The sequence below is a fragment of the Plasticicumulans sp. genome (assembly GCF_035331805.1).
Classification (GTDB): domain Bacteria; phylum Pseudomonadota; class Gammaproteobacteria; order Competibacterales; family Competibacteraceae; genus Plasticicumulans.
Map to the genome: position 1 here is coordinate 1 of NZ_DAOLKE010000004.1, position 17719 is coordinate 17719.

Here is a 17719-nt window from a genome sequence, read left to right on the forward strand (position 1 = left end):
CAGCTCGGCGGCGACGGCGAGCGCCGGGAACACGTGGCCGCCGGTGCCGCCGGCCATCACCAGCACCGGCGCGCCGCCGGCCGGCATCGGAACCGGTGTGCTCATGGCGCGCGCACCTTCGCAAGCAGCCGGTCGCGCCTGAGCTTCGGGTCCTCTTCGAGCCGCGATTCGGCATCGACGCGCAGCAGGATCGCGTAGGCGATGCACATGACGACCAGCGAGGAGCCGCCGTAGCTGATGAACGGCAGCGTCAGGCCCTTGGTCGGCAGCACGCCCATGTTCACGCCCATGTTGATCAGCGCCTGGAAGCCGATCCACAGGCCGATGCCGTAGGCCACCGAGGCGCCGAAGGGCTGGCGCAGGCGCTCGCAGCGCGCGCCGACCTGGAAGCTGCGCACGACGATGACCAGATAGGTCGCGAGCACGCAGAGCACGCCGAGCAGGCCGAGCTCCTCGGCGATGATCGCGAAGATGAAGTCGGTGTAGGCCTCGGGCAGGTAGAAGAGCTTCTGCACGCTGGCGCCGAGTCCGACGCCGTCGAACTCGCCGCGGCCGATCGCGATCAGCGACTGCGTGAGCTGGAAGCCCTTGTTGAACGGGTCTTCCCACGGGTTCAGGAAGCTCGACAGGCGCGCGCGCCGGTACGGCGAGGACCACAGCAGCACGGCCATGCCGCCGACCACGAGCAGCTGCATCGCCGAGAACTGCCAGAAGTTGACGCCGCCGAGGAACACCAGCCCGAGCGCGACGGCGATGATGACCATGGTCGCGCCGAAGTCCGGCTCCATCAGCAGCAGCAGCGCCAGCACGCCGAGCACCATCAGCGGCCGGATCATCGCGACGATCGACTCGCGCAGCGCCTGCGCGTGGCGGCGCAGATAGCCGGCGACGTACAGGATCGACGCGAGCTTGGCGAGCTCCGAGACCTGCACGTTCATGATGCCGAGGTTGATCCAGCGCCACGAACCGTTGACGCGCCGGCCGATGCCGGGGATCAGCACCAGCACCAGCAGCACGCCGACAACCATCAGGATCGCCGGTCCGCGGCGATACCAGGTCTCGACCTCGACCTGGAAGGCCAGCCAGCCGAGCAGCAGGCCGAGGGCGACGTAGGCGAACTCGCGGTACAGGAAGTACAGCGGCGCATCGGCCTGACGGTCGGCGATCGGCATCGAGGCCGAGGTCACCATCAGCACGCCGAAGGCGATCAGGCCGATGGCCGGGAACACCAGCCACGGGTCGAGCGGTGCCAGCCGGTCATGGTCGGGCGCGACGTGGCGCACGCGGTCGATGACGACGTTCAGCATGAGCCGGCCACCCGCCGTGCAGCCTGCGCGAACAGCCGGCCGCGTTCGGCGTAGCTGCGGTACATGTCGAGGCTCGCGCAGGCCGGCGACAGCAGCACGATGTCGCCGGGCTGCGCGAGCGCGGCGGCGCGCGCGACCGCCTGCTCCATGTCCGCGACCCGCTCGCAGGGCAGGCGCCCGGCAAGCGCTGCCTCAATGCGCGGCGCATCGCGCCCGAGCAGCACGACGGCGCGGGCGCGGCCGTCGAGGGCCTCGGCGAGCGGCGCGAAGTCCTGGCCCTTGCCGTCGCCGCCGGCGATCAGCACCAGCCGGCCGGGCAGGCCGGCGATCGCCGCGACGGTCGCCCCGACGTTGGTGCCCTTGGAATCGTCATACCAGCGCACGCCGGCGTGCTCGGCGACCAGCTGCGTGCGGTGCGCAAGGCCGGCGAAGGCCCGCGCCGCCGCGAGCATCGGCGCCAGCGGCAGGCCGGCGGCCGCACCGAGTGCGAGCGCCGCGAGCACGTTCAGGGCGTTGTGCAGGCCGCCGATGCGAAGCTCCGCGGCATCGAGCAGCGCCGTGGCGCCGTGCATCAGCCGGATCGTGTCGCCGTGGCGTTCGAGGCCGTAGTCGCCGGCAGCCGGCGGCCGGTCGCTGCCGAAGCCGATCACCGGCCGCTCCGGCCGGATCATCGCGCGCACGCGCGCATCGTCGCGGTTGACGACCTGCACGGCGGCGCGCTCGAACAGCCGCGCCTTGGCCGCGGCGTAGTCGTCCATGCCGTCGTAGCGGTCGAGGTGATCGGCGCTGACGTTCAGCACGGTCGCGGCCACGCAGGCGAGCGAGTGCGTGGTTTCGAGCTGGAAGCTGGAGAGCTCCAGCACGTACAGCCCCGGCACGTCGCCGGCGGCCTCGCGTTCGAGCCACAGATCGAGCGCCGCCGTGCCGAGGTTGCCGCCGACCGCCGGACGCACGCCGGCGGCGGTGGCCATCTCGCCGAGCAGCGTGGTCACGGTCGACTTGCCGTTCGAGCCGGTGATGCCGATCACCGGCACGTCCGTCAGGCGCGCGAACAGTTCGATGTCGCCCCAGACCGGCACGCCGCGCGCCGCGCAGGCGGCGATCGCCGGCGTGCGCACGCTGATGCCGGGGCTGACGATCAGCCGGGCGGCGCGCGCGAACAGGGCTTCGGCCTGAATCAATCCGAAGTCGCCGCAGCAGACCTCGGCCTCAGGGGCGATGCGATCGAGCTCGGCGAGCCCGGGCGGTGCGCTGCGCGTGTCGACGACGGCGAAGCTCGCGCCGAGGTGCGCGAGCGCGAGCGCCGCCGACAGGCCGGAGACGCCGAGCCCGACGACCAGCGTCAGGCCGTGGAGATCGGGACGGGGAGCCGGGACCATGACCATGGGCGGCTCACCGGATCTTCAGCGTGGACAGGCCGATCATCACGAGGATCACCGTGATGATCCAGAAGCGCACGATCACGCGCGGCTCCGGCCAGCCCTTGAGTTCGAAGTGGTGATGGATCGGCGCCATCCGGAAGATGCGCCGGCCGGTCAGCTTGTACGAGCCGACCTGCAGGATCACCGACACGGTCTCCATGACGAACACGCCACCCATGATCACCAGCACGATCTCCTGACGCACGATCACGGCGACGATGCCGAGGGCAGCGCCGAGCGCGAGCGCGCCGACATCGCCCATGAACACCTGCGCCGGATAGGCGTTGAACCACAGGAAGCCGAGGCCGGCGCCGAAGATCGCGCCGCAGAACACGATCATCTCGCCGACGCCGGAGATGTACGGGATGCCGAGATAGCCGGCGAACACCGAGTTGCCGGTCACGTAGGCGATGACGCCGAGGCCGCCGGCGACCATGACCGTCGGCATGATCGCCAGACCGTCGAGGCCGTCGGTCAGGTTCACGGCGTTGCTGGAGCCGACGATGGTCAGGTATGCGAGCAGCAGGAACCACGGACCGAGGTCGATCGCGACGTGCTTGAAGAACGGCACGATCAGCTGCGTCGACACCGGCGTCTTGGCGATCAGGTACAGCAGCAGCGCGGCGAGCGCGCCGGCGATGGTCTGCCAGAAGTATTTCTCCTTCGCCGACAGGCCCTTGCTGTTCTTCTTGACCAGCTTGCGGTAGTCATCGACCCAGCCGATGGCGCCGAAGGCCAGCGTCACGCCGAGCACGATCCACACGTAGGGATTGCGCAGGTCCGCCCACAGCAGCGTCGAGACCGCGATCGCGACCAGGATCAGCGCGCCGCCCATCGTCGGCGTGCCGGCCTTCTTCAGGTGCGTCTGCGGCCCGTCGCTGCGCACCTGCTGGCCGATCTGGTATTGCGACAGCCGGCGGATCATCACCGGCCCGACCAGCAGCGCGAGCAGCAGCGCCGTCAGCAGCCCGAGGATCGCGCGCAGCGTCAGGTACGAAAAGACATTGAAGCCGCTGTACAGCTGGGTCAGCAGCTCGGCCAGGAAAACCAGCATTTGTTCAGTGCGCTCCCGCCAGGGGGTCGTGGTCATGGGGATCGAGGGCCCGCACGACGCGCTCCATGCGCATCGAACGCGAGCCCTTGACCAGAATCGTCGGCGCCACGCCGGCGGCGAGATCCGCCGCGAGCGTCGCCGTCAGGCTGTCGATGTCGTCGAAGTGCCGGCCACCGGCACCGAAGGCCCGCACCGCGTGCCGGCTGCGGCTGCCCAGCGCGTACAGGCGCGCGAAGCCGCAGGCACGCGCGCGCTCGCCGCTCTGGGCGTGCAGCGCGTCGGCCTCGGCCCCGAGCTCGCCCATGTCGCCGAGCACCAGCCAGTGCTCGCCGGGCTCGGCCGCCAGCGTCTCCAGCCCGGCGGCGAGCGAGGCCGGATTGGCGTTGTAGGCGTCGTTGACGAGCGTCGCGCCGTGCAGGCCGGCGAGGCGCTGCAGGCGCCCGGCGACCGGATGCAGCGACGCAAGGCCGGCGGCGATGTCTTCGGCGCCCGCGCCGAGCGCATAGGTCGCGGCGGCGGCCGCGCAGGCGTTGCGCAGGTTGTGCCGGCCGCTCAGCGGCAGTTCGAACTCGATGTGCTCCCGCTGCGGCAGGCTCAGGCGCACGCGCTGCGTGGCGGCATCGAGGACGACGGCGCTCACGTCGGCCGGTGCGTCCAGCCCGAAGCTCAGCGCCGGGCGGGCGCCGACCAGCTCGCGCCAGTAGCCGAAGTAGCAGTCATCGGCGTTGAGGATCGCCACGCCCTGCGCACCGAGCCCGGTGAAGATCTCGCCCTTGGCGCGCGCGACGCCGTCGAGGCTGCCGAAGCCTTCGAGGTGGCAGGGACCGGCGTTGTTGAGGATCGCGACCGAGGGCTGCACCAGGGCGGTCAGGTAGGCGATCTCGCCGGGGTGGTTGGCACCCATCTCGATGACCGCGCAGTCGTGATCCTCATCGAGGCCGAGCAGCGTCAGCGGCACGCCGATGTCGTTGTTCAGGTTGCCGCGCGTCGCCAGCACCCGGGCGCGCCGGCGCAGGATCGCCGCCGACATCTCCTTCAGCGTGGTCTTGCCGTTGGAGCCGGTCAGGCCGATCACCGGACCGCGGAAGGCCGCGCGCGCCAGCGCACCGAGCCGCCCGAGCGCGAGCCGGGTGTCCGGCACCAGCAGCTGCGGCAGGTCGAGCGGCTGCGGATGCGCGACCAGCGCCGCGCAGGCCCCGCGCGCGGCCGCGGTCGCGACCCAGGCGTGACCGTCGAAGTTCGGGCCGGCCAGCGCGACGAACAGCTCGCCGGGCACGATCGTGCGCGAATCGGTCGACACGCCGCGGACTTCGGTGTCGTGGCCGGTCAGTTCGGCGCACAGTCCGGTCGCGAGGTGCGAGAGCGGCTGCGGCTTCATGCAGATGTCTCCCCGAACAGGGCGGCGACCTCGGCGCGGTCGCTGTACACGCGCCGTTCGCTGCCGATGATCTGGTAATCCTCGTGGCCCTTGCCGGCGATCAGCACCACGTCCCCGGGGCGGGCCGCCGCCAGCGCCTGGCGGATGGCCGCGGCGCGCTCGGGCTCGACCTGCACGCGCGCGGGCTCGGCGCAGCCGGCCCGGATGTCGGCGAGGATCGCCAGCGGGTCCTCGCTGCGCGGATTGTCGCTGGTCAGGATCACGCGATCGGCGAGGCGCTCGGCGGCCGCGCCCATCAGCGGACGCTTGCCGGCATCGCGATCGCCGCCGCAGCCGAACACGCAGTACAGCCGTCCGGCCGTGTGCGCGCGCAGCGCGGTCAGCACCGACTGCAGCGCGTTCGGCGTGTGGGCGTAGTCGACGACCGCGAGCGGGCGGTCCGCACCGCCGCCGAAGCGCTCCATGCGCCCCGGCACCGTGCGCGAGCGCGCAAGCCGGCCGACGGCCTCATCGAGCGGCATGCCGAGCGCGAGCAGCGCCGCGAGGCAGGCGAGCAGGTTCTGGGCGTTGAAGCGCCCGAGCAGCGTGCTCGCGAGTTCGGCGGCCCCGAGGTGGGTGTGCACGCTCAGGCGCAGGCCGTCGGTGTCGCAGACCGGCTCGCTGCCCTGCACCCAGCCGGCCAGCCCCTCGGTGTCGAGCACATCGAGGCCGTAGCCGTGGATCGGCGCGCGCGCCACCGTGCACAGCGAACGCCCGAAGGCGTCATCGAGGTTCAGCACCGCGGCGCCGATGTCGAGTTCGGCGAACAGCCGCATCTTGGCCGCCGCATAGGCCGCGGCCGTGCCGTGATAGTCGAGGTGATCGCGGCTCAGGTGCGTCAGGATCGCGCAGGCGTAGTGCACGGCCTCGACCCGCCCCTGATCGAGCGCGTGCGAGGAGACTTCCATGGCCGCGTGACGCACGCCGGCCTCGACAAAGGCGGCGAGGCGCTGCTGCACGCCGATCGCATCGGGGGTCGTGTGCGAGGCGCTCTCGAACGGTCCGCCCCAGAGGCCGTAGCCGAGCGTGCCGAGCAGGCCCGCCGGGCGTCCGGGTTCGGAAAGCGCCTGCGCGAGGAAGTGCGTGCACGAGGTCTTGCCATCGGTGCCGGTGACGCCGAGCACCGCCAGCGCGTGCGACGGGATGCCGTACAGCCGGCTCGCCAGCTGTGAGACCTGCCGGCCGAGCCGTTCGATCGGGATCGCCGGCACCGGCAGCAGCGGTGCCGCGGCCGGCGGCTCCCACAGCACGGCGCTCGCACCGCGCCCGATCGCCTGCTGCACGTGGTCGAGACCGTGGCCGCTGTGGCCGCGCACGGCGCAGAACACCGCCCCCGGGGTCACGGTGCGGCTGTCGAGCGCGAGCGCCGTGACCGGCAGTTCAGGCACGTCGCGGGCGAATCCGGCGAGCAGGACGGACAGCGGCAGCATCACGGACGCTCCCGTTTCGCCGTCGCCGGCGCGGCAGCCGGTGCCGTCGTGCTTGCCATCACCGGCCGCGCCGGCGTCAGGCGCGGATCGACGATGTTGTCCGGCGGCACGTTCATGACGCGCAGCGCCCCGGCCATGACCTTGCTGAACACCGGCGCGGCGACCAGCCCGCCGTAGTAGGACTTGCCCTTCGGGTCATCGACGATGACGACCATCGCCAGCCGCGGCTTGCTGACCGGCGCGAAGCCCGCGAACACCGAGTAGTAGTTGTTCTTCGCGTAGCCGCGGCCGACGATCTTGTGGACGGTGCCGGTCTTGCCGGCGACGCGGTAGCCGGCGACGCTCGCCTGGATCGCCGTGCCGTCGCGGCTGACGACGGCTTCCATCATCGGCATCAGCTTCCTGACCGTGGCCTCGGACAAAATGCGCTCGCCCTCCGGCGCCCGGTCGAGCTTGACCAGCGACACCGGCCGGATCACGCCGCCGGAGGCGAGCGCCGCGTAGGCCCGCGCGAGCTGCAGCGGCGTCATCGAGATGCCGTAGCCGAAGCTCTGGTTGGCGTGGCTGATCGTGCTCCAGCGCGAGTAGTGCGCGAGCCACCCGCCCTGCTCGCCCGGGAAGCCGATGCCGCTGGTGCGCCCGAAGCCGAGCTTGCGGAACAGGTCCCACAGCCGCTCGGCCGGCAGCGCCAGCGCGATCTTGGTGGCGCCGACGTTGCTCGACTTGACGATCACGCGCGTCACGTCGATCAGGCCGTAGTTGTGCGTGTCGCGCACCGTGTAGCGCCCGACGCTCATGTGGCCGGGGCTGGTGCTGATCGGCGTGTCCGGCCGGAACCTGCCGCTTTCGAGGCCCATCGCCACCGTGAACGGCTTCATGACCGAGCCGGGTTCGTAAACGTCGGTCAGCGCGCGGTTGCGCAGCAGGTCGCCGCGGATCGCGCCGCGATCGTTCGGATTGGTGCCGGGCTGGTTGACCATCGCCAGCACCTCGCCGGTCTGCACGTCGAGCACGACGGCAGTGGCGGCGGCAGCGCCGTGTTCGAGCATCGCGGCCTTGACCGCGCGGTAGGCGATGTACTGGATGCGCCGGTCGATCGACAGCGTCACCGTGCGTCCGGGCTGCGGCTCGCGCACGCTCTCGACTTCGTCGACGGTGTGGCCGTAGCGGTCACGGATCACGCGCTTCTCGCCGGGCACGCCCTGCAGCGTCGAGTTCCACGCCAGCTCGATGCCTTCCTGACCGTCGTCGTCGATGTCGGTGAAGCCGAGCAGGTGCGAGGTCACCTCGGCCGACGGATAGAAGCGCCGGTATTCGCGCTGCAGGAACACGCCCGGAATCGCCCGCACCTGGATGCGCGCGGCGGCATCGGGTTCGAGCGCGCGACGCAGATACATGAATTCCTTCTTCTCGCGCGACAGGACCTTGGCTTCGAGTTCCGAGGGGGTCATGCCGAGCAGGCGTGCGAGCTCCGGCAGGCGCTCGCGGTTGGCGAGCAGCGTCGGCGGATGCGCCCAGACGCTGTCGACCGGCGAGCTGACCGCCAGCGGCTCGCCGTGGCGGTCGGTGATCATGCCGCGGTGTGCCGGCACCTCGACGCTGCGCAGGAAGCGCTCGTCGCCCTGGCCCTGCAGGAATTCGGTATCGATCAGCTGCAGGTAGACGGCGCGCGCGACGATGCCGAGCGCGGCCAGCGCGAACAGGCCGAGGACGAGCTTGCGGCGATTGGTCGTCCAGCTGCCCGGGGACGCGCGCAGCTTGCGCGACGGCGATGACGGAGAGCGTTTCATCGGATCACGTAGATGACCGCTTCGGGCGCGGGTATGCCCATGTCCAGCCGGGTGCGCGCGGCCTGGTCGATCACCGACTCGGTCGCGAGCGTGCTCTGCTCCAGCTGCAGCTGGTTCCATTCGATGTCGAGGTCGTCGCGGACCTTCTGCAGCCCCTGCAGCTCGACGAACAGCTTGCGGCTCTGGTGCTTGCTCCAGACGATGCCGACACCGGTGGCGAGGATCGTCAGCACCAGCACCAGCACCGTGCCGAGGTTCTGGCCGACCGGGTCGTGCTCGGCCGGCTCGTCGACGAGTCGCCCGGCCTCGGCAGCCTGCGGCTTTTCGGTCTCGGCAACCGGCGGCGGCACCGCGACTTCGACGGGAGCGACCGTGACCTCGGTCGTCAGGAGCGGCAGCGGCGCGTTCATGGCAGCTTCTCGGCGACGCGCAGCACGGCGCTGCGCGCGCGCGGATTGGCGTCGATCTCGGCCGCGGACGGCTGCACGGCCTTGCCGATGAGCTTCAGCGTCGCGCCGCTCGGCCCGCCGGTCACCGGCAGCCCGGGCGGCAGTTCCTGGCCGCGCGCGCCGGCGCGCAGGAAGCGCTTGACGATGCGGTCTTCCAGCGAGTGGAAGCTGATCACGGCGAGCCGGCCGCCGGGCGCGAGCAGCCCGACGGCCTGCGCGAGTGCGTCCTGCAATTCGTCGAGTTCGCGGTTGACGTGGATGCGGATCGCCTGGAAGGCGCGCGTCGCCGGATGCTTGCCGCGCTCGCGCGTCGGCACGGCGGCGGCCACGAGGCCGGCAAGCTGCGCGGTGCTGGCAATCGGGGTTTCAGCGCGGGTCTCGACGACGCGCCGGGCGATGCGCCGGTGAAAACGCTCCTCGCCGAGATCGCGCAGCACCAGGGAAATCTCCGCCTCGCCGGCCGCCGCCAGCCATTCGGCTGCACTCGGCCCGCCGGCCGGATCCATGCGCATGTCGAGCGGCCCGTCCTGCTGGAAGCTGAAGCCGCGACGCGCATCGTCGAGTTGCGGCGACGAGACGCCGAGATCGAACAGTATGCCGTCGAGCCGGCCTTCGAGACCGTGCGCCCGCACGGCCGCCGCCAGCCCGCTGAACGGACCGGCCACGAACTGCAGGCGGGGATCGATGGCCGCGAGCGCACGCGCCTCGGCGGCCGCTTCCGGATCGCGATCGAGGGCCAGCAGGCAGCCGTCGGCCCCGAGGCGCGCCAGCACCGCGCGGGCGTGACCGCCGCGGCCGAAGGTGGCATCGAGATAGCAGCCCCGTGCCCGCACGTTCAGGGCATCGACGGCCTCGTGCAGCAGCACGCTTTGATGAAGCAGGGTGGAGGTCATGACTTCAGAAGGAGAGCGATTCCAGATCGTCGGGCAGGGAGCCTGCCTCGCCGCCGTCCTCGGCCAGCCACTGCTCGCGCAGCCGATACCAGGTCTGCTCGTCCCAGAGCTCGAACTTGTTCCCCTGCCCCACCAGCACCACATGTTTTTCGAGCTTCGCGAATTCCCGCAGCGGCGCCGGTATCAGCAGACGCCCCGAGCCGTCGGGTTGCAGTTCCTCGGCGTGCCCCATCAGCAACCGCTTCAGGCTGCGGGCGGCGCGGTTCGTACTCGACAGCTGCACCAGTCGCGCTTCCACCTGCTCCCAGACCGGCAGCGGATACAAAAGGAGACACCCGTCACGATCGATCGTGACGACCACCTGGTCACTGCCACTTTCGGAGAGCCGATCCCGGAACCGGGCGGGGATCGAGAGCCGTCCCTTGCTGTCGAGCGAAAGAGGGGAAATCCCGCGAAACAAGCGCCTGATCCTCGCTGCCGTACCGCGGCCTGCCCGACTGTCCCACTACGTTCCACGTTTTCCCACTATAGGAACCGCGCCGGAAGCCTGTCAAGGAGAACACGGCCCGCGGACGCCACGGTTTTGCTTTTTCTACAACAGCTTATCGGTGCGCATACAACATGGGTTGCGCCCCCACAACAGCCACCGGACTGCCGATGCCGCATTGCACCATTCAGGAGCAAACCGCTGTCAGCCACCGCCGGAAAACGTCATGTCCCCCGCCGCACGGACAGACAGCCGCGCGGCTTGCGGCGAACCGCAAGCCGGGGCTGGAAACAGGGAGATTCAGGAAGGAGGAAGTCGGCCTGTAAGCCGGGTTCTGTCGAGGACGATCATTCATCTGCGACGCCCGTCACCGGACGCCTGTAGCGACCTACCCGGGAGCCGTGCGGGCCACACGCTGGCGCTCCCCTATTTGGTCTTGCTCCGGGTGGGGTTTTCCGTGCCGGCGACTGTTGCCAGCGCCGCGGTGCGCTCTTACCGCACCTTTTCACCCTTGCCGTTCGCCTCGCGGCGACTTGGGCGGTTTGTTTTCTGTGGCACTTTCCGTGGGCTCACGCCCCCCAGGCGTTACCTGGCACCCTGCCCTGCGGAGCCCGGACTTTCCTCCGCCCCCGCACGCGGGGGCCGCGATCGTCCGGCCGACTTCCGGGCGCGGATTCTGCGCGGCCACCGACGGCAGGGCAAGTCATGCGCCGGATGCCCCGTCGCCGGACAGCTCCAGCGCCCGTGCGTACAGCACGTTCCTGCGGGCACCGGTGATCTTCGCCGCCAGCGCCACGGCGCGCCCGAGCGGCAGCTCGGCGAGCAGCAGGCGCAGTACGCGCTCGGCCCCGGCATCCGCTCCGGCCCCGGCATCGGGCGCCTCGGCGCCCTGCACGAGCACGACGAACTCGCCGCGGCGCTCCTCCTCGCTCGCTGCGAAATGCGCGGCCAGCGCTCCGAGCCCGGCCCGGCGCACGGATTCGTAGCGCTTGGTCAGCTCGCGGGCGATGGCCGCCTCGCGCGCCGGCCCGAAGGTTTCGGCGAGATCGGCGAGGCTCTCGGCGATGCGGTGGCTGGACTCGAACAGCACCAGCGTGCGCGTCTCGGCCGCCAGTTCCGACAGCCGTGCACGGCGGGCCGCGGCTCGGGCCGGCAGGAAACCTTCGAACACGAAGCGATCGGTCGGCAGCCCCGAGACCGACAGCGCAGCGATCAGGCTGCTCGGACCGGGCACGGCGACCACCTCGATGCCGGCCGCCTGCGCGGCACGCACGAGGTGATAGCCCGGATCGGAAATCAGCGGCGTGCCGGCATCGGACACCAGCGCCAGCGACTGGCCGGCGAGCAGCTCCCCGACCAGTCCGGCGCAGCGGTCGCGCTCGTTGTGCTCGTGCACCGACACCAGCGGCGTATGGATGCCGAAATGGCGCAGCAGCGCACCGCTGTGGCGGGTATCCTCGGCCGCCACCCGCTCGACCGACGCGAGCGTCTGCTGCGCGCGCGGACTCAGATCGAGCAGATTGCCGATCGGCGTGGCCACCACGTATAAGATGCCGATGCGTACGGACACGACAGGACTCCGGAAGATGTGTGGCAGGGCTCCGGCGCCATGACCTCCGGCGCCGGCCGGCCTGCCCATCTGCTGCGCGGCGCGGCCGGCGAGGCCTTGGCCGAAGCCTGGCTGGTGCAGCAGGGCCTGAAACCGTTGATGCGCAATTTCCGCTGCCGGCCCGGCGAGATCGATCTCGTGATGCACGAGACCGGCACCCTCGTGTTCGTCGAGGTGCGCTTCCGCCGCGATTGCGGCTTCGGCACGGCGCTCGAAAGCGTCACGGCCGGCAAGCAGCGCCGCCTGCTGCGGGCCGCGGCAGTCTACCTGCAACAGCACGGCGATACGCTGCCGTGCCGCTTCGACGTGGTCGGCATCTCGCCCGGCCCGGACGGCCATCCCGTTTACGAATGGGTACGCGACGCCTTTCGCGCCGACTGAAACCGCGTACCCGCCTGCCTACGGAATCCCGCACACATGATTCGCCGAACCCTGCACCTGCTCCCCGTGCTCGGCCTGAGCGGCCTTGTCTTCCTCGGCGGCCCGAGCGGCTGCGCCGGCGTCGTCGCCGGTGGCGCGGCCGCGGTCAGCGTCGCGCACGACCGGCGCACGGCCGGCACCGTCGTCGAGGACGAGAGCATCGAGATGAAAGCGGTCGCCGAGCTCGACCGTCACGGCATCAGTGCCCGCTCGCACCTGAACGTCACGAGCTACAACCGCAGCGTGCTGATCTGCGGCGAGGTGCCCGACGAGGCCACGCGCCAGCAGGCCGAAGCCGTCGTGCGCCGTGTCGCCGAGGTGCGGCAGGTGTTCAACGAGGCTGCCATCCTGCCGGCGAGCACGCTCGCCAGCCGCTCGAACGACACCTGGCTGACGACGCGCGCGAAGACGGCGCTGTTCAACGTCGACGGCATCCGCGACTTCGACCCGACCCGGGTCAAGGTCGTGACCGAACGCGGCATCGTCTATCTGATGGGGCTGGTGAGCAGCGCCGAAGCCGAGTCGGTCACGGCAGCGGTGCGCAGCGTGCCGGGCGTGCAGAAGGTCGTGCGGCTGTTCGAGTACATCGACCGCTGATCCGCCCGGGAACCGGGCGCGCGGCTGAACGGGCGCCTGCCTGCCCGGAATTGCTTGACGAATTACTTGACGAGCTTCAACGCCGGGCGCTTGCCGCTGCCACGCTCGGGCTGGGACGGCGACGGCGGCGGTTCGCTGCCCGGCTCGTCCGGGAAGGCCGTGCCCTGACCGTTCTCGCGCGCGTAGATCGCCATCACCGCCACCACCGGCACGCGCACGGTGCGCGCCAGCCCGCCGAAGCGGGCACTGAACTCGATGTGGTCGTTGCCCATCGCCAGGCCATGCACGGCGCTCGGGCTGACGTTCAGCACGATGCGACCGTCATGCACGTGCTGCGGCGGCACGTCGACCCCCTCGACCCTGGCGTTGACGAGGATGTGCGGGGTCATGGCGTTGTCGAGGATCCATTCGTACAAGGCCCGGATCAGATAGGGGCGATTGGAGGTCATCGCACGGTCTCGCTGGACGGGGGGCGGGCGGCGGGACCATCGTCGCGCATTTCCTGCTCGACCGCACTCAGACTCTGGCGAAACGCCGGCCGCGCGAACATGCGCGCCGCGTATTCGAGCACCGGCGCCGCCTCGGGCGGCAGTTCGATGCCGTAGTGCGCGAGGCGCCACAGCAGCGGCGCCAGCGTCGCGTCGATCAGGCTGTAGTCGGTGCCGAGGAAGTACGGGCGCGCCGCAAACACCGCGGCGCCGGCCACGAGCTGCGAACGCAGCGCCTCGCGCGCCAGCTCGCGCTCCTCGCGCACGCTGCGCGACAGCCGCGGCAGCTGCGCGTACAGATCCTGTTCGATGCGGGCGAGCGCCAGCCGCTGGCGGGCACGACCGGCCGGGTCGGTCGCGAGCATGGGCGGATGCGGATAGCGCTCGTCGAGGTATTCGATGATGACGCGGTCGTTGTAGAGCACGACATCGCGATCGACCAGCGTCGGCAGATGGCCGCCGGGGCTGGCTTCGAGCAGGTCGGGGGGCGGGCTGGCGGGATTGACCCAGACGAACTCCGGGTCCAGCCCCTTTTCCAGCAGCACCAGACGCACGCGGTGGCAGTGGCAGCAGTTGCAGAGCGAATACAGCGTCAGGGTCGATCTGCGGCTGGCTGCTCCGGCCATGGCCCTCTCCGGATAGATCGGCGGGATGCGGGACGCGGGGCGGCTGCCATGACCGGCAATCCGCCCCGCGCGCCGTGCGTCAGTGGATGTCCTTCCAGTATTCCTTCTTCAGAAGGTAGAAGACCGCCGTCATCAGGACCAGAAACGCGATGACCCACACGCCGAGCGACTGCCGGTACAGCTTGACCGGTTCGGCGACGTAGGCGAGGAAGTTGACCAGGTCACGCATCGCCGAGTCGAACTCCGGCGGACTCATGCTGCCCTTCTTGACGATCTCGTAGCCGGTGATGACCGTCGACTCGTTGCCGTGGGCATCCTTGTGCGTTTCCATCCTGGCCTTCTGCCAGCCCTGCAGTTCGCTCAGCACGTGCGGCATGCCGACCAGCGGGAAGGCGGCGTTGTTGACGCCCCAGGGCCGCGCCTCGTCGATGTAGAACGTGCGCAGATAGGTGTACAGGTAGTCCACCCCGCGCGCGCGCGCGATCAGGGTCAGGTCGGGCGGCGCCGCACCGAACCACTTCTTCGCGTCCTTCTTGGGCATGGCGTTGCGCATGCCTTCGCCGACCTTGGCACCGGTGAAGATCAGGTTGTCCCTGACCTGCTCGTCGCTCAGGCCGATGTCGCGCGCCAGCCGGTTGTAGCGCTGGTAGTCCGCCGAGTGGCAGCCCATGCAGTAATTGACGAACAGCTTCGCACCGCGCTGCAGCGAGGCCTTGTCGGTCGGGTCGATGTTCGCCTTGTCGAGTGCGGCGCCTTCGCTGGAGGCCAGTGCGAAGCCGGGCAGCGCGGCGAGGACGATGGCCAGAATCCACTTTCTCATTTGAACGTCACCCTTTCCGGAACCGGCTTGGTCTTGTCGATCGACGTGTAGATCGGCATCAGCAGGAAGAACGCGAAGTAGATCGCCGAGCAGATCTGCGCGACCAGCGTGCGGCCCGGCGTGGTCGGCAGCGCGCCGAGATAGCCGAGGATCAGGAAGGCGACGACGAACAGCGCGACGGCGCCCTTGAACAGCGGGCCGCGGTAGCGGATCGACTTGACCGGGCTGCGGTCGAGCCAGGGCAGGAAGAACATCAGCACGATCGAGGCGCCCATCGCGACCACGCCCGGGAAGGCCGAGCCGGCCATCGACGGCACGGCGCGCAGGATTGCGTAGAAGGGCGTGAAGTACCACACCGGCGCGATGTGCGGCGGGGTCTTCAGCGGATCGGCCGGATCGAAGTTCGGGTGCTCCAGGAAGTAGCCGCCCATCTCCGGCAGGAAGAAGATCACGGCGCAGAAGAAGATCAGGAAGAAGCCGACGCCGACCAGATCCTTGACCGAGTAGTACGGGTGGAACGGGATGCCGTCGAGCGGGATGCCGTTCTCGTCCTTGAGCTTCTTGATCTCGACGCCATCGGGGTTGTTCGAGCCGACTTCGTGCAGCGCGATGATGTGCGCGGCGACCAGGCCGACCAGCACCAGCGGCACCGCGATCACGTGCAGCGAGAAGAAGCGGTTCAGCGTCGCGTCGGAGACGACGAAGTCACCGCGGATCCATTCGGAGAGATCCGGGCCGATGAAGGGCACGGCACCGAACAGGTTGATGATGACCTGCGCGCCCCAGTACGACATCTGGCCCCAGGGCAGCAGGTAGCCCATGAAGGCCTCGGCCATCAGCGCGAGGAAGATCAGCACGCCGAAGATCCAGATCAGTTCGCGCGGCTGCTTGTACGAGCCGTAGATCAGGCCGCGGAACATGTGCAGGTAGACGACGATGAAGAACGCCGATGCACCGGTCGAGTGCATGTAGCGGATCAGCCAGCCCCAGTCGACGTCGCGCATGATGTATTCGACGGACGCGAAGGCTTCGGTCGCCGAGGGCTTGTAGCTCATCGTCAGCCAGATGCCGGTCAGGATCTGGTTGACCAGCACCAGCAGCGCCAGCGAGCCGAAGAAGTACCAGAAGTTGAAGTTCTTCGGCGCGTAATACTCGGACAGGTGCTCGCGCCAGAGCTTGGTCGCCGGAAAGCGCGCATCGACCCAGCCGAGCAGGCCGGTCGTACCCGGATGTGGATGATTCGCCATTACGCAGCCTCCGCGCCGACGCCGACCAGAATGCGGGTGTCGCTCAGGTACTTGTACGGGGGAACGACCATGTTCTTCGGCGCCGGCACGCCGCTGTAGACGCGCCCGGCGAGGTCGAAGCGGGAACCGTGGCACGGACAGAAGAAGCCGCCCTTCCATTCGGCACCGAGGTCGGCGGGTGCGAGGTCGGGCCGGAAGGTCGGCGAGCAGCCGAGGTGCGTGCAGATGCCGACCAGCACCAGATATTCGGGCTTGATCGAGCGGAACTCGTTCTTGGCGTAGGCCGGCTGCTGGTCCATCTCGGACTTCGGATCGGACATCTTGCCGTCGAGCGCGGGCAGCGCATCGAGCATGGCCTTGCTGCGATGCACGACCCACACCGGCTTGCCGCGCCATTCGACCGTCATGATCTGGCCTTCGGCGAGCTTGCTGATGTCGGCCTCGACCGGCGCGCCCGCCGCCTTGGCCCGTTCGCTCGGTGTCCAGGACTTCAGGAAGGGCACCGCCACGAACGCTGCGCCGACGCCACCGACGGCGGTGGCAGTGGCGGTCAGGAACCGCCGCCTGCCGAGGTTCACTCCGTCTGCCGTACTCATACGCTCTCTCCTAACAGACTGAAAAAAATTGATTTTGACCGGTTTATCGAGCGTCCCGACCGGTCTGCGGAGGCCACGGCGGCAGCCGCCCGCGAGCTGAACCGCCGGCCGCAACTAAACGCGGGATGTTCGTATAACGTTTCGTAAGAATCAAGACGAAACCCTTATTTCACTTGAGGAAAATCAAGGGTTGCGGGCGTGCACAGCGTGGCTGTTGCCGCCACTTCTGCAAGGCGGGATTCAGGAAAGATCCGGGAAAGATTCAGGAACGATCCGGGGAAGATTCCGCGAAGGTCAGACCGGATTCGGGATGTCGACGAAGCGGAACGCGAGGCCGAAATGCGCCGCCAGATGCGCCCCGAGCGCCTGCACGCCACCGCGCTCGGTGGCATGGTGTCCGGCCGCATAGAAGTGGACGCCGGCCTCGCGCGCCGCATGCACGGCCGGCTCCGAGGCCTCGCCGGTGACGTAGGCATCGCAGCCGGCGGCGATCGCCAGGTCGATCGAGCCGGCGGCCGCGCCGGTGCACCAGGCGATGCGCCGCAGCGGCCCGTCGTCGCCGGCGGCGTCGATGTGCAGCGGCACGCGCCCGAGCGCATGCCCGATCTGCTGCGCGAACGCGCGCGCCGACAGCGGCGCGGCCGGCTCGCCGTGCAGGACCAGCCCCGGCGTGCGTCCGCCGCCGTCGAGCGCCCCGCTGATGCGCAGGCCGAGCGTGCGGGCGAGCGCGACGTTGTTGCCGTATTCGGCGTGCGCATCGAGCGGCAGGTGGTAGGCGATCAGCGAGAGGTCGTGGCGCAGCAGCGTCGCCAGGCGCCGGCGCTTCTGGCCGGTGACGCGCGCATCCTCGCCGCGCCAGAAGTAACCGTGATGCACGAGGATCGCATCGGCACCGAGATCGAGCGCCGCTTCGAGCAGCGCCTGACAGGCGGTGACGCCGCCGACCAGCAGCCGCACGTCGGGCCGGCCCTCGACCTGCAGGCCGTTCGGGCAGTAGTCGCTGAAGCTCGCCGCGGCGAGCAGCGTGTCGCAGTAGCCGACCAGCTCGCGCAGGTGCATGGCGTGCCG

The 17719-nt window shown here is 69.9% G+C and carries 18 protein-coding genes and 1 other RNA gene; 2 read left to right on the top strand and 17 right to left on the bottom strand.

The genetic code is table 11. From position 1 onward, the window contains the following. Positions 1 to 101: 101 nt before the first annotated feature. The 11 genes from ftsW to rsmI all read right to left on the bottom strand — a co-directional run bounded on the left by ftsW (position 102) and on the right by rsmI (position 11818). Positions 102 to 1307: a putative lipid II flippase FtsW gene (ftsW, locus tag PKE44_RS00815; RefSeq protein WP_324547757.1), complete on the bottom strand. Its 1206-nt coding sequence runs from the start codon at positions 1305 to 1307 to the stop codon at positions 102 to 104. Further along, positions 1301 to 2692 carry a UDP-N-acetylmuramoyl-L-alanine--D-glutamate ligase gene (gene murD, locus PKE44_RS00820; RefSeq protein ID WP_324547758.1) on the bottom strand — a complete coding sequence of 464 codons (1392 nt, stop codon included), beginning with the start codon at positions 2690 to 2692 and terminating at the stop codon, positions 1301 to 1303. The genes ftsW and murD overlap by 7 nt, the downstream gene beginning before the upstream one ends. Before the next feature lie 7 nt (positions 2693 to 2699). Next, complete coding sequence (gene mraY / locus PKE44_RS00825; protein WP_324547759.1) at positions 2700 to 3782, bottom strand: phospho-N-acetylmuramoyl-pentapeptide-transferase; 1083 nt, start codon at positions 3780 to 3782, stop codon at positions 2700 to 2702. A 4-nt stretch (positions 3783 to 3786) separates the two neighbouring features. Then, the gene (gene murF, locus PKE44_RS00830; RefSeq protein WP_324547760.1) at positions 3787 to 5160 is read right to left on the bottom strand and encodes a UDP-N-acetylmuramoyl-tripeptide--D-alanyl-D-alanine ligase; all 1374 of its coding nucleotides are present in this window, start codon (positions 5158 to 5160) and stop codon (positions 3787 to 3789) included. Then, positions 5157 to 6629, bottom strand: a complete 1473-nt coding sequence (locus PKE44_RS00835) for a UDP-N-acetylmuramoyl-L-alanyl-D-glutamate--2,6-diaminopimelate ligase (protein WP_324547761.1) — start codon at positions 6627 to 6629, stop codon at positions 5157 to 5159. The genes murF and PKE44_RS00835 overlap by 4 nt, the downstream gene beginning before the upstream one ends. Beyond that, a complete protein-coding gene (locus PKE44_RS00840) occupies positions 6629 to 8419 on the bottom strand; it encodes a penicillin-binding protein 2 (RefSeq protein ID WP_324547762.1) in 1791 nt (596 codons plus the stop codon). Before PKE44_RS00840 ends, PKE44_RS00835 begins: the two co-directional genes overlap by 1 nt. Beyond that, entirely contained in the window at positions 8416 to 8829 is a 414-nt protein-coding gene (ftsL, locus tag PKE44_RS00845; protein ID WP_324547763.1) for a cell division protein FtsL, read from the bottom strand. The genes PKE44_RS00840 and ftsL overlap by 4 nt, the downstream gene beginning before the upstream one ends. Next, the gene (rsmH, locus tag PKE44_RS00850) at positions 8826 to 9761 is read right to left on the bottom strand and encodes a 16S rRNA (cytosine(1402)-N(4))-methyltransferase RsmH (protein ID WP_324547764.1); all 936 of its coding nucleotides are present in this window, start codon (positions 9759 to 9761) and stop codon (positions 8826 to 8828) included. The genes ftsL and rsmH overlap by 4 nt, the downstream gene beginning before the upstream one ends. 4 nt (positions 9762 to 9765) lie before the next feature. Further along, positions 9766 to 10221, bottom strand: a complete 456-nt coding sequence (gene mraZ, locus PKE44_RS00855) for a division/cell wall cluster transcriptional repressor MraZ (protein ID WP_324547765.1) — start codon at positions 10219 to 10221, stop codon at positions 9766 to 9768. A 334-nt stretch (positions 10222 to 10555) separates the two neighbouring features. After that, an RNA gene (rnpB, locus tag PKE44_RS00860) (RNase P RNA component class A) lies at positions 10556 to 10912 on the bottom strand. A gap of 39 nt (positions 10913 to 10951) precedes the next feature. Then, on the bottom strand, positions 10952 to 11818 hold the full coding sequence (gene rsmI, locus PKE44_RS00865) for a 16S rRNA (cytidine(1402)-2'-O)-methyltransferase (protein ID WP_324547766.1): 867 nt from the start codon (positions 11816 to 11818) through the stop codon (positions 10952 to 10954). 114 nt (positions 11819 to 11932) lie between these two features. Here rsmI and PKE44_RS00870 point away from each other — a divergent pair, with 114 nt between their 5' ends. Beyond that, the gene (locus tag PKE44_RS00870; protein WP_324547767.1) at positions 11933 to 12238 is read left to right on the top strand and encodes a YraN family protein; all 306 of its coding nucleotides are present in this window, start codon (positions 11933 to 11935) and stop codon (positions 12236 to 12238) included. Positions 12239 to 12274: 36 nt separating this feature from the next. Further along, entirely contained in the window at positions 12275 to 12874 is a 600-nt protein-coding gene (locus tag PKE44_RS00875) for a BON domain-containing protein (protein WP_324547768.1), read from the top strand. Positions 12875 to 12936: 62 nt separating this feature from the next. Here the strand turns inward: PKE44_RS00875 and PKE44_RS00880 are convergent, their stop codons facing one another. The 6 genes from PKE44_RS00880 to PKE44_RS00905 all read right to left on the bottom strand — a co-directional run bounded on the left by PKE44_RS00880 (position 12937) and on the right by PKE44_RS00905 (position 17710). After that, positions 12937 to 13323, bottom strand: a complete 387-nt coding sequence (locus PKE44_RS00880) for a ClpXP protease specificity-enhancing factor (RefSeq protein WP_324547769.1) — start codon at positions 13321 to 13323, stop codon at positions 12937 to 12939. Further along, positions 13320 to 13988 (bottom strand): glutathione S-transferase N-terminal domain-containing protein, encoded by a 669-nt coding sequence (locus tag PKE44_RS00885; protein WP_324547770.1) that lies wholly within the window; start codon positions 13986 to 13988, stop codon positions 13320 to 13322. The genes PKE44_RS00880 and PKE44_RS00885 overlap by 4 nt, the downstream gene beginning before the upstream one ends. 79 nt (positions 13989 to 14067) lie before the next feature. Continuing rightward, positions 14068 to 14808, bottom strand: coding sequence for a cytochrome c1 (locus tag PKE44_RS00890; RefSeq protein WP_324547771.1), 741 nt, complete (start codon positions 14806 to 14808; stop codon positions 14068 to 14070). Continuing rightward, entirely contained in the window at positions 14805 to 16055 is a 1251-nt protein-coding gene (locus tag PKE44_RS00895) for a cytochrome bc complex cytochrome b subunit (RefSeq protein WP_324547772.1), read from the bottom strand. The genes PKE44_RS00890 and PKE44_RS00895 overlap by 4 nt, the downstream gene beginning before the upstream one ends. After that, on the bottom strand, positions 16055 to 16651 hold the full coding sequence (gene petA / locus PKE44_RS00900) for a ubiquinol-cytochrome c reductase iron-sulfur subunit (protein ID WP_324547773.1): 597 nt from the start codon (positions 16649 to 16651) through the stop codon (positions 16055 to 16057). The genes PKE44_RS00895 and petA overlap by 1 nt, the downstream gene beginning before the upstream one ends. 294 nt (positions 16652 to 16945) lie before the next feature. Then, positions 16946 to 17710, bottom strand: coding sequence for a Nif3-like dinuclear metal center hexameric protein (locus PKE44_RS00905; protein WP_324547774.1), 765 nt, complete (start codon positions 17708 to 17710; stop codon positions 16946 to 16948). Positions 17711 to 17719: the final 9 nt, after the last annotated feature.

What these genes read in the sequence shown, in the direction of transcription:
- ftsW (WP_324547757.1), bottom strand. Translation starts at nt 1,307, where the DNA reads ATGCTGAACGTCGTCATCGACCGCGTGCGCCACGTCGCGCCCGACCAT.
- murD (WP_324547758.1), bottom strand. Translation starts at nt 2,692, where the DNA reads ATGGTCATGGTCCCGGCTCCCCGTCCCGATCTCCACGGCCTGACGCTG.
- mraY (WP_324547759.1), bottom strand. Translation starts at nt 3,782, where the DNA reads ATGCTGGTTTTCCTGGCCGAGCTGCTGACCCAGCTGTACAGCGGCTTC.
- murF (WP_324547760.1), bottom strand. Translation starts at nt 5,160, where the DNA reads ATGAAGCCGCAGCCGCTCTCGCACCTCGCGACCGGACTGTGCGCCGAA.
- PKE44_RS00835 (WP_324547761.1), bottom strand. Translation starts at nt 6,629, where the DNA reads ATGCTGCCGCTGTCCGTCCTGCTCGCCGGATTCGCCCGCGACGTGCCT.
- PKE44_RS00840 (WP_324547762.1), bottom strand. Translation starts at nt 8,419, where the DNA reads ATGAAACGCTCTCCGTCATCGCCGTCGCGCAAGCTGCGCGCGTCCCCG.
- ftsL (WP_324547763.1), bottom strand. Translation starts at nt 8,829, where the DNA reads ATGAACGCGCCGCTGCCGCTCCTGACGACCGAGGTCACGGTCGCTCCC.
- rsmH (WP_324547764.1), bottom strand. Translation starts at nt 9,761, where the DNA reads ATGACCTCCACCCTGCTTCATCAAAGCGTGCTGCTGCACGAGGCCGTC.
- PKE44_RS00875 (WP_324547768.1), top strand. Translation starts at nt 12,275, where the DNA reads ATGATTCGCCGAACCCTGCACCTGCTCCCCGTGCTCGGCCTGAGCGGC.
- PKE44_RS00880 (WP_324547769.1), bottom strand. Translation starts at nt 13,323, where the DNA reads ATGACCTCCAATCGCCCCTATCTGATCCGGGCCTTGTACGAATGGATC.
- PKE44_RS00885 (WP_324547770.1), bottom strand. Translation starts at nt 13,988, where the DNA reads ATGGCCGGAGCAGCCAGCCGCAGATCGACCCTGACGCTGTATTCGCTC.
- PKE44_RS00890 (WP_324547771.1), bottom strand. Translation starts at nt 14,808, where the DNA reads ATGAGAAAGTGGATTCTGGCCATCGTCCTCGCCGCGCTGCCCGGCTTC.
- PKE44_RS00895 (WP_324547772.1), bottom strand. Translation starts at nt 16,055, where the DNA reads ATGGCGAATCATCCACATCCGGGTACGACCGGCCTGCTCGGCTGGGTC.
- petA (WP_324547773.1), bottom strand. Translation starts at nt 16,651, where the DNA reads ATGAGTACGGCAGACGGAGTGAACCTCGGCAGGCGGCGGTTCCTGACC.
- PKE44_RS00905 (WP_324547774.1), bottom strand. Translation starts at nt 17,710, where the DNA reads ATGCACCTGCGCGAGCTGGTCGGCTACTGCGACACGCTGCTCGCCGCG.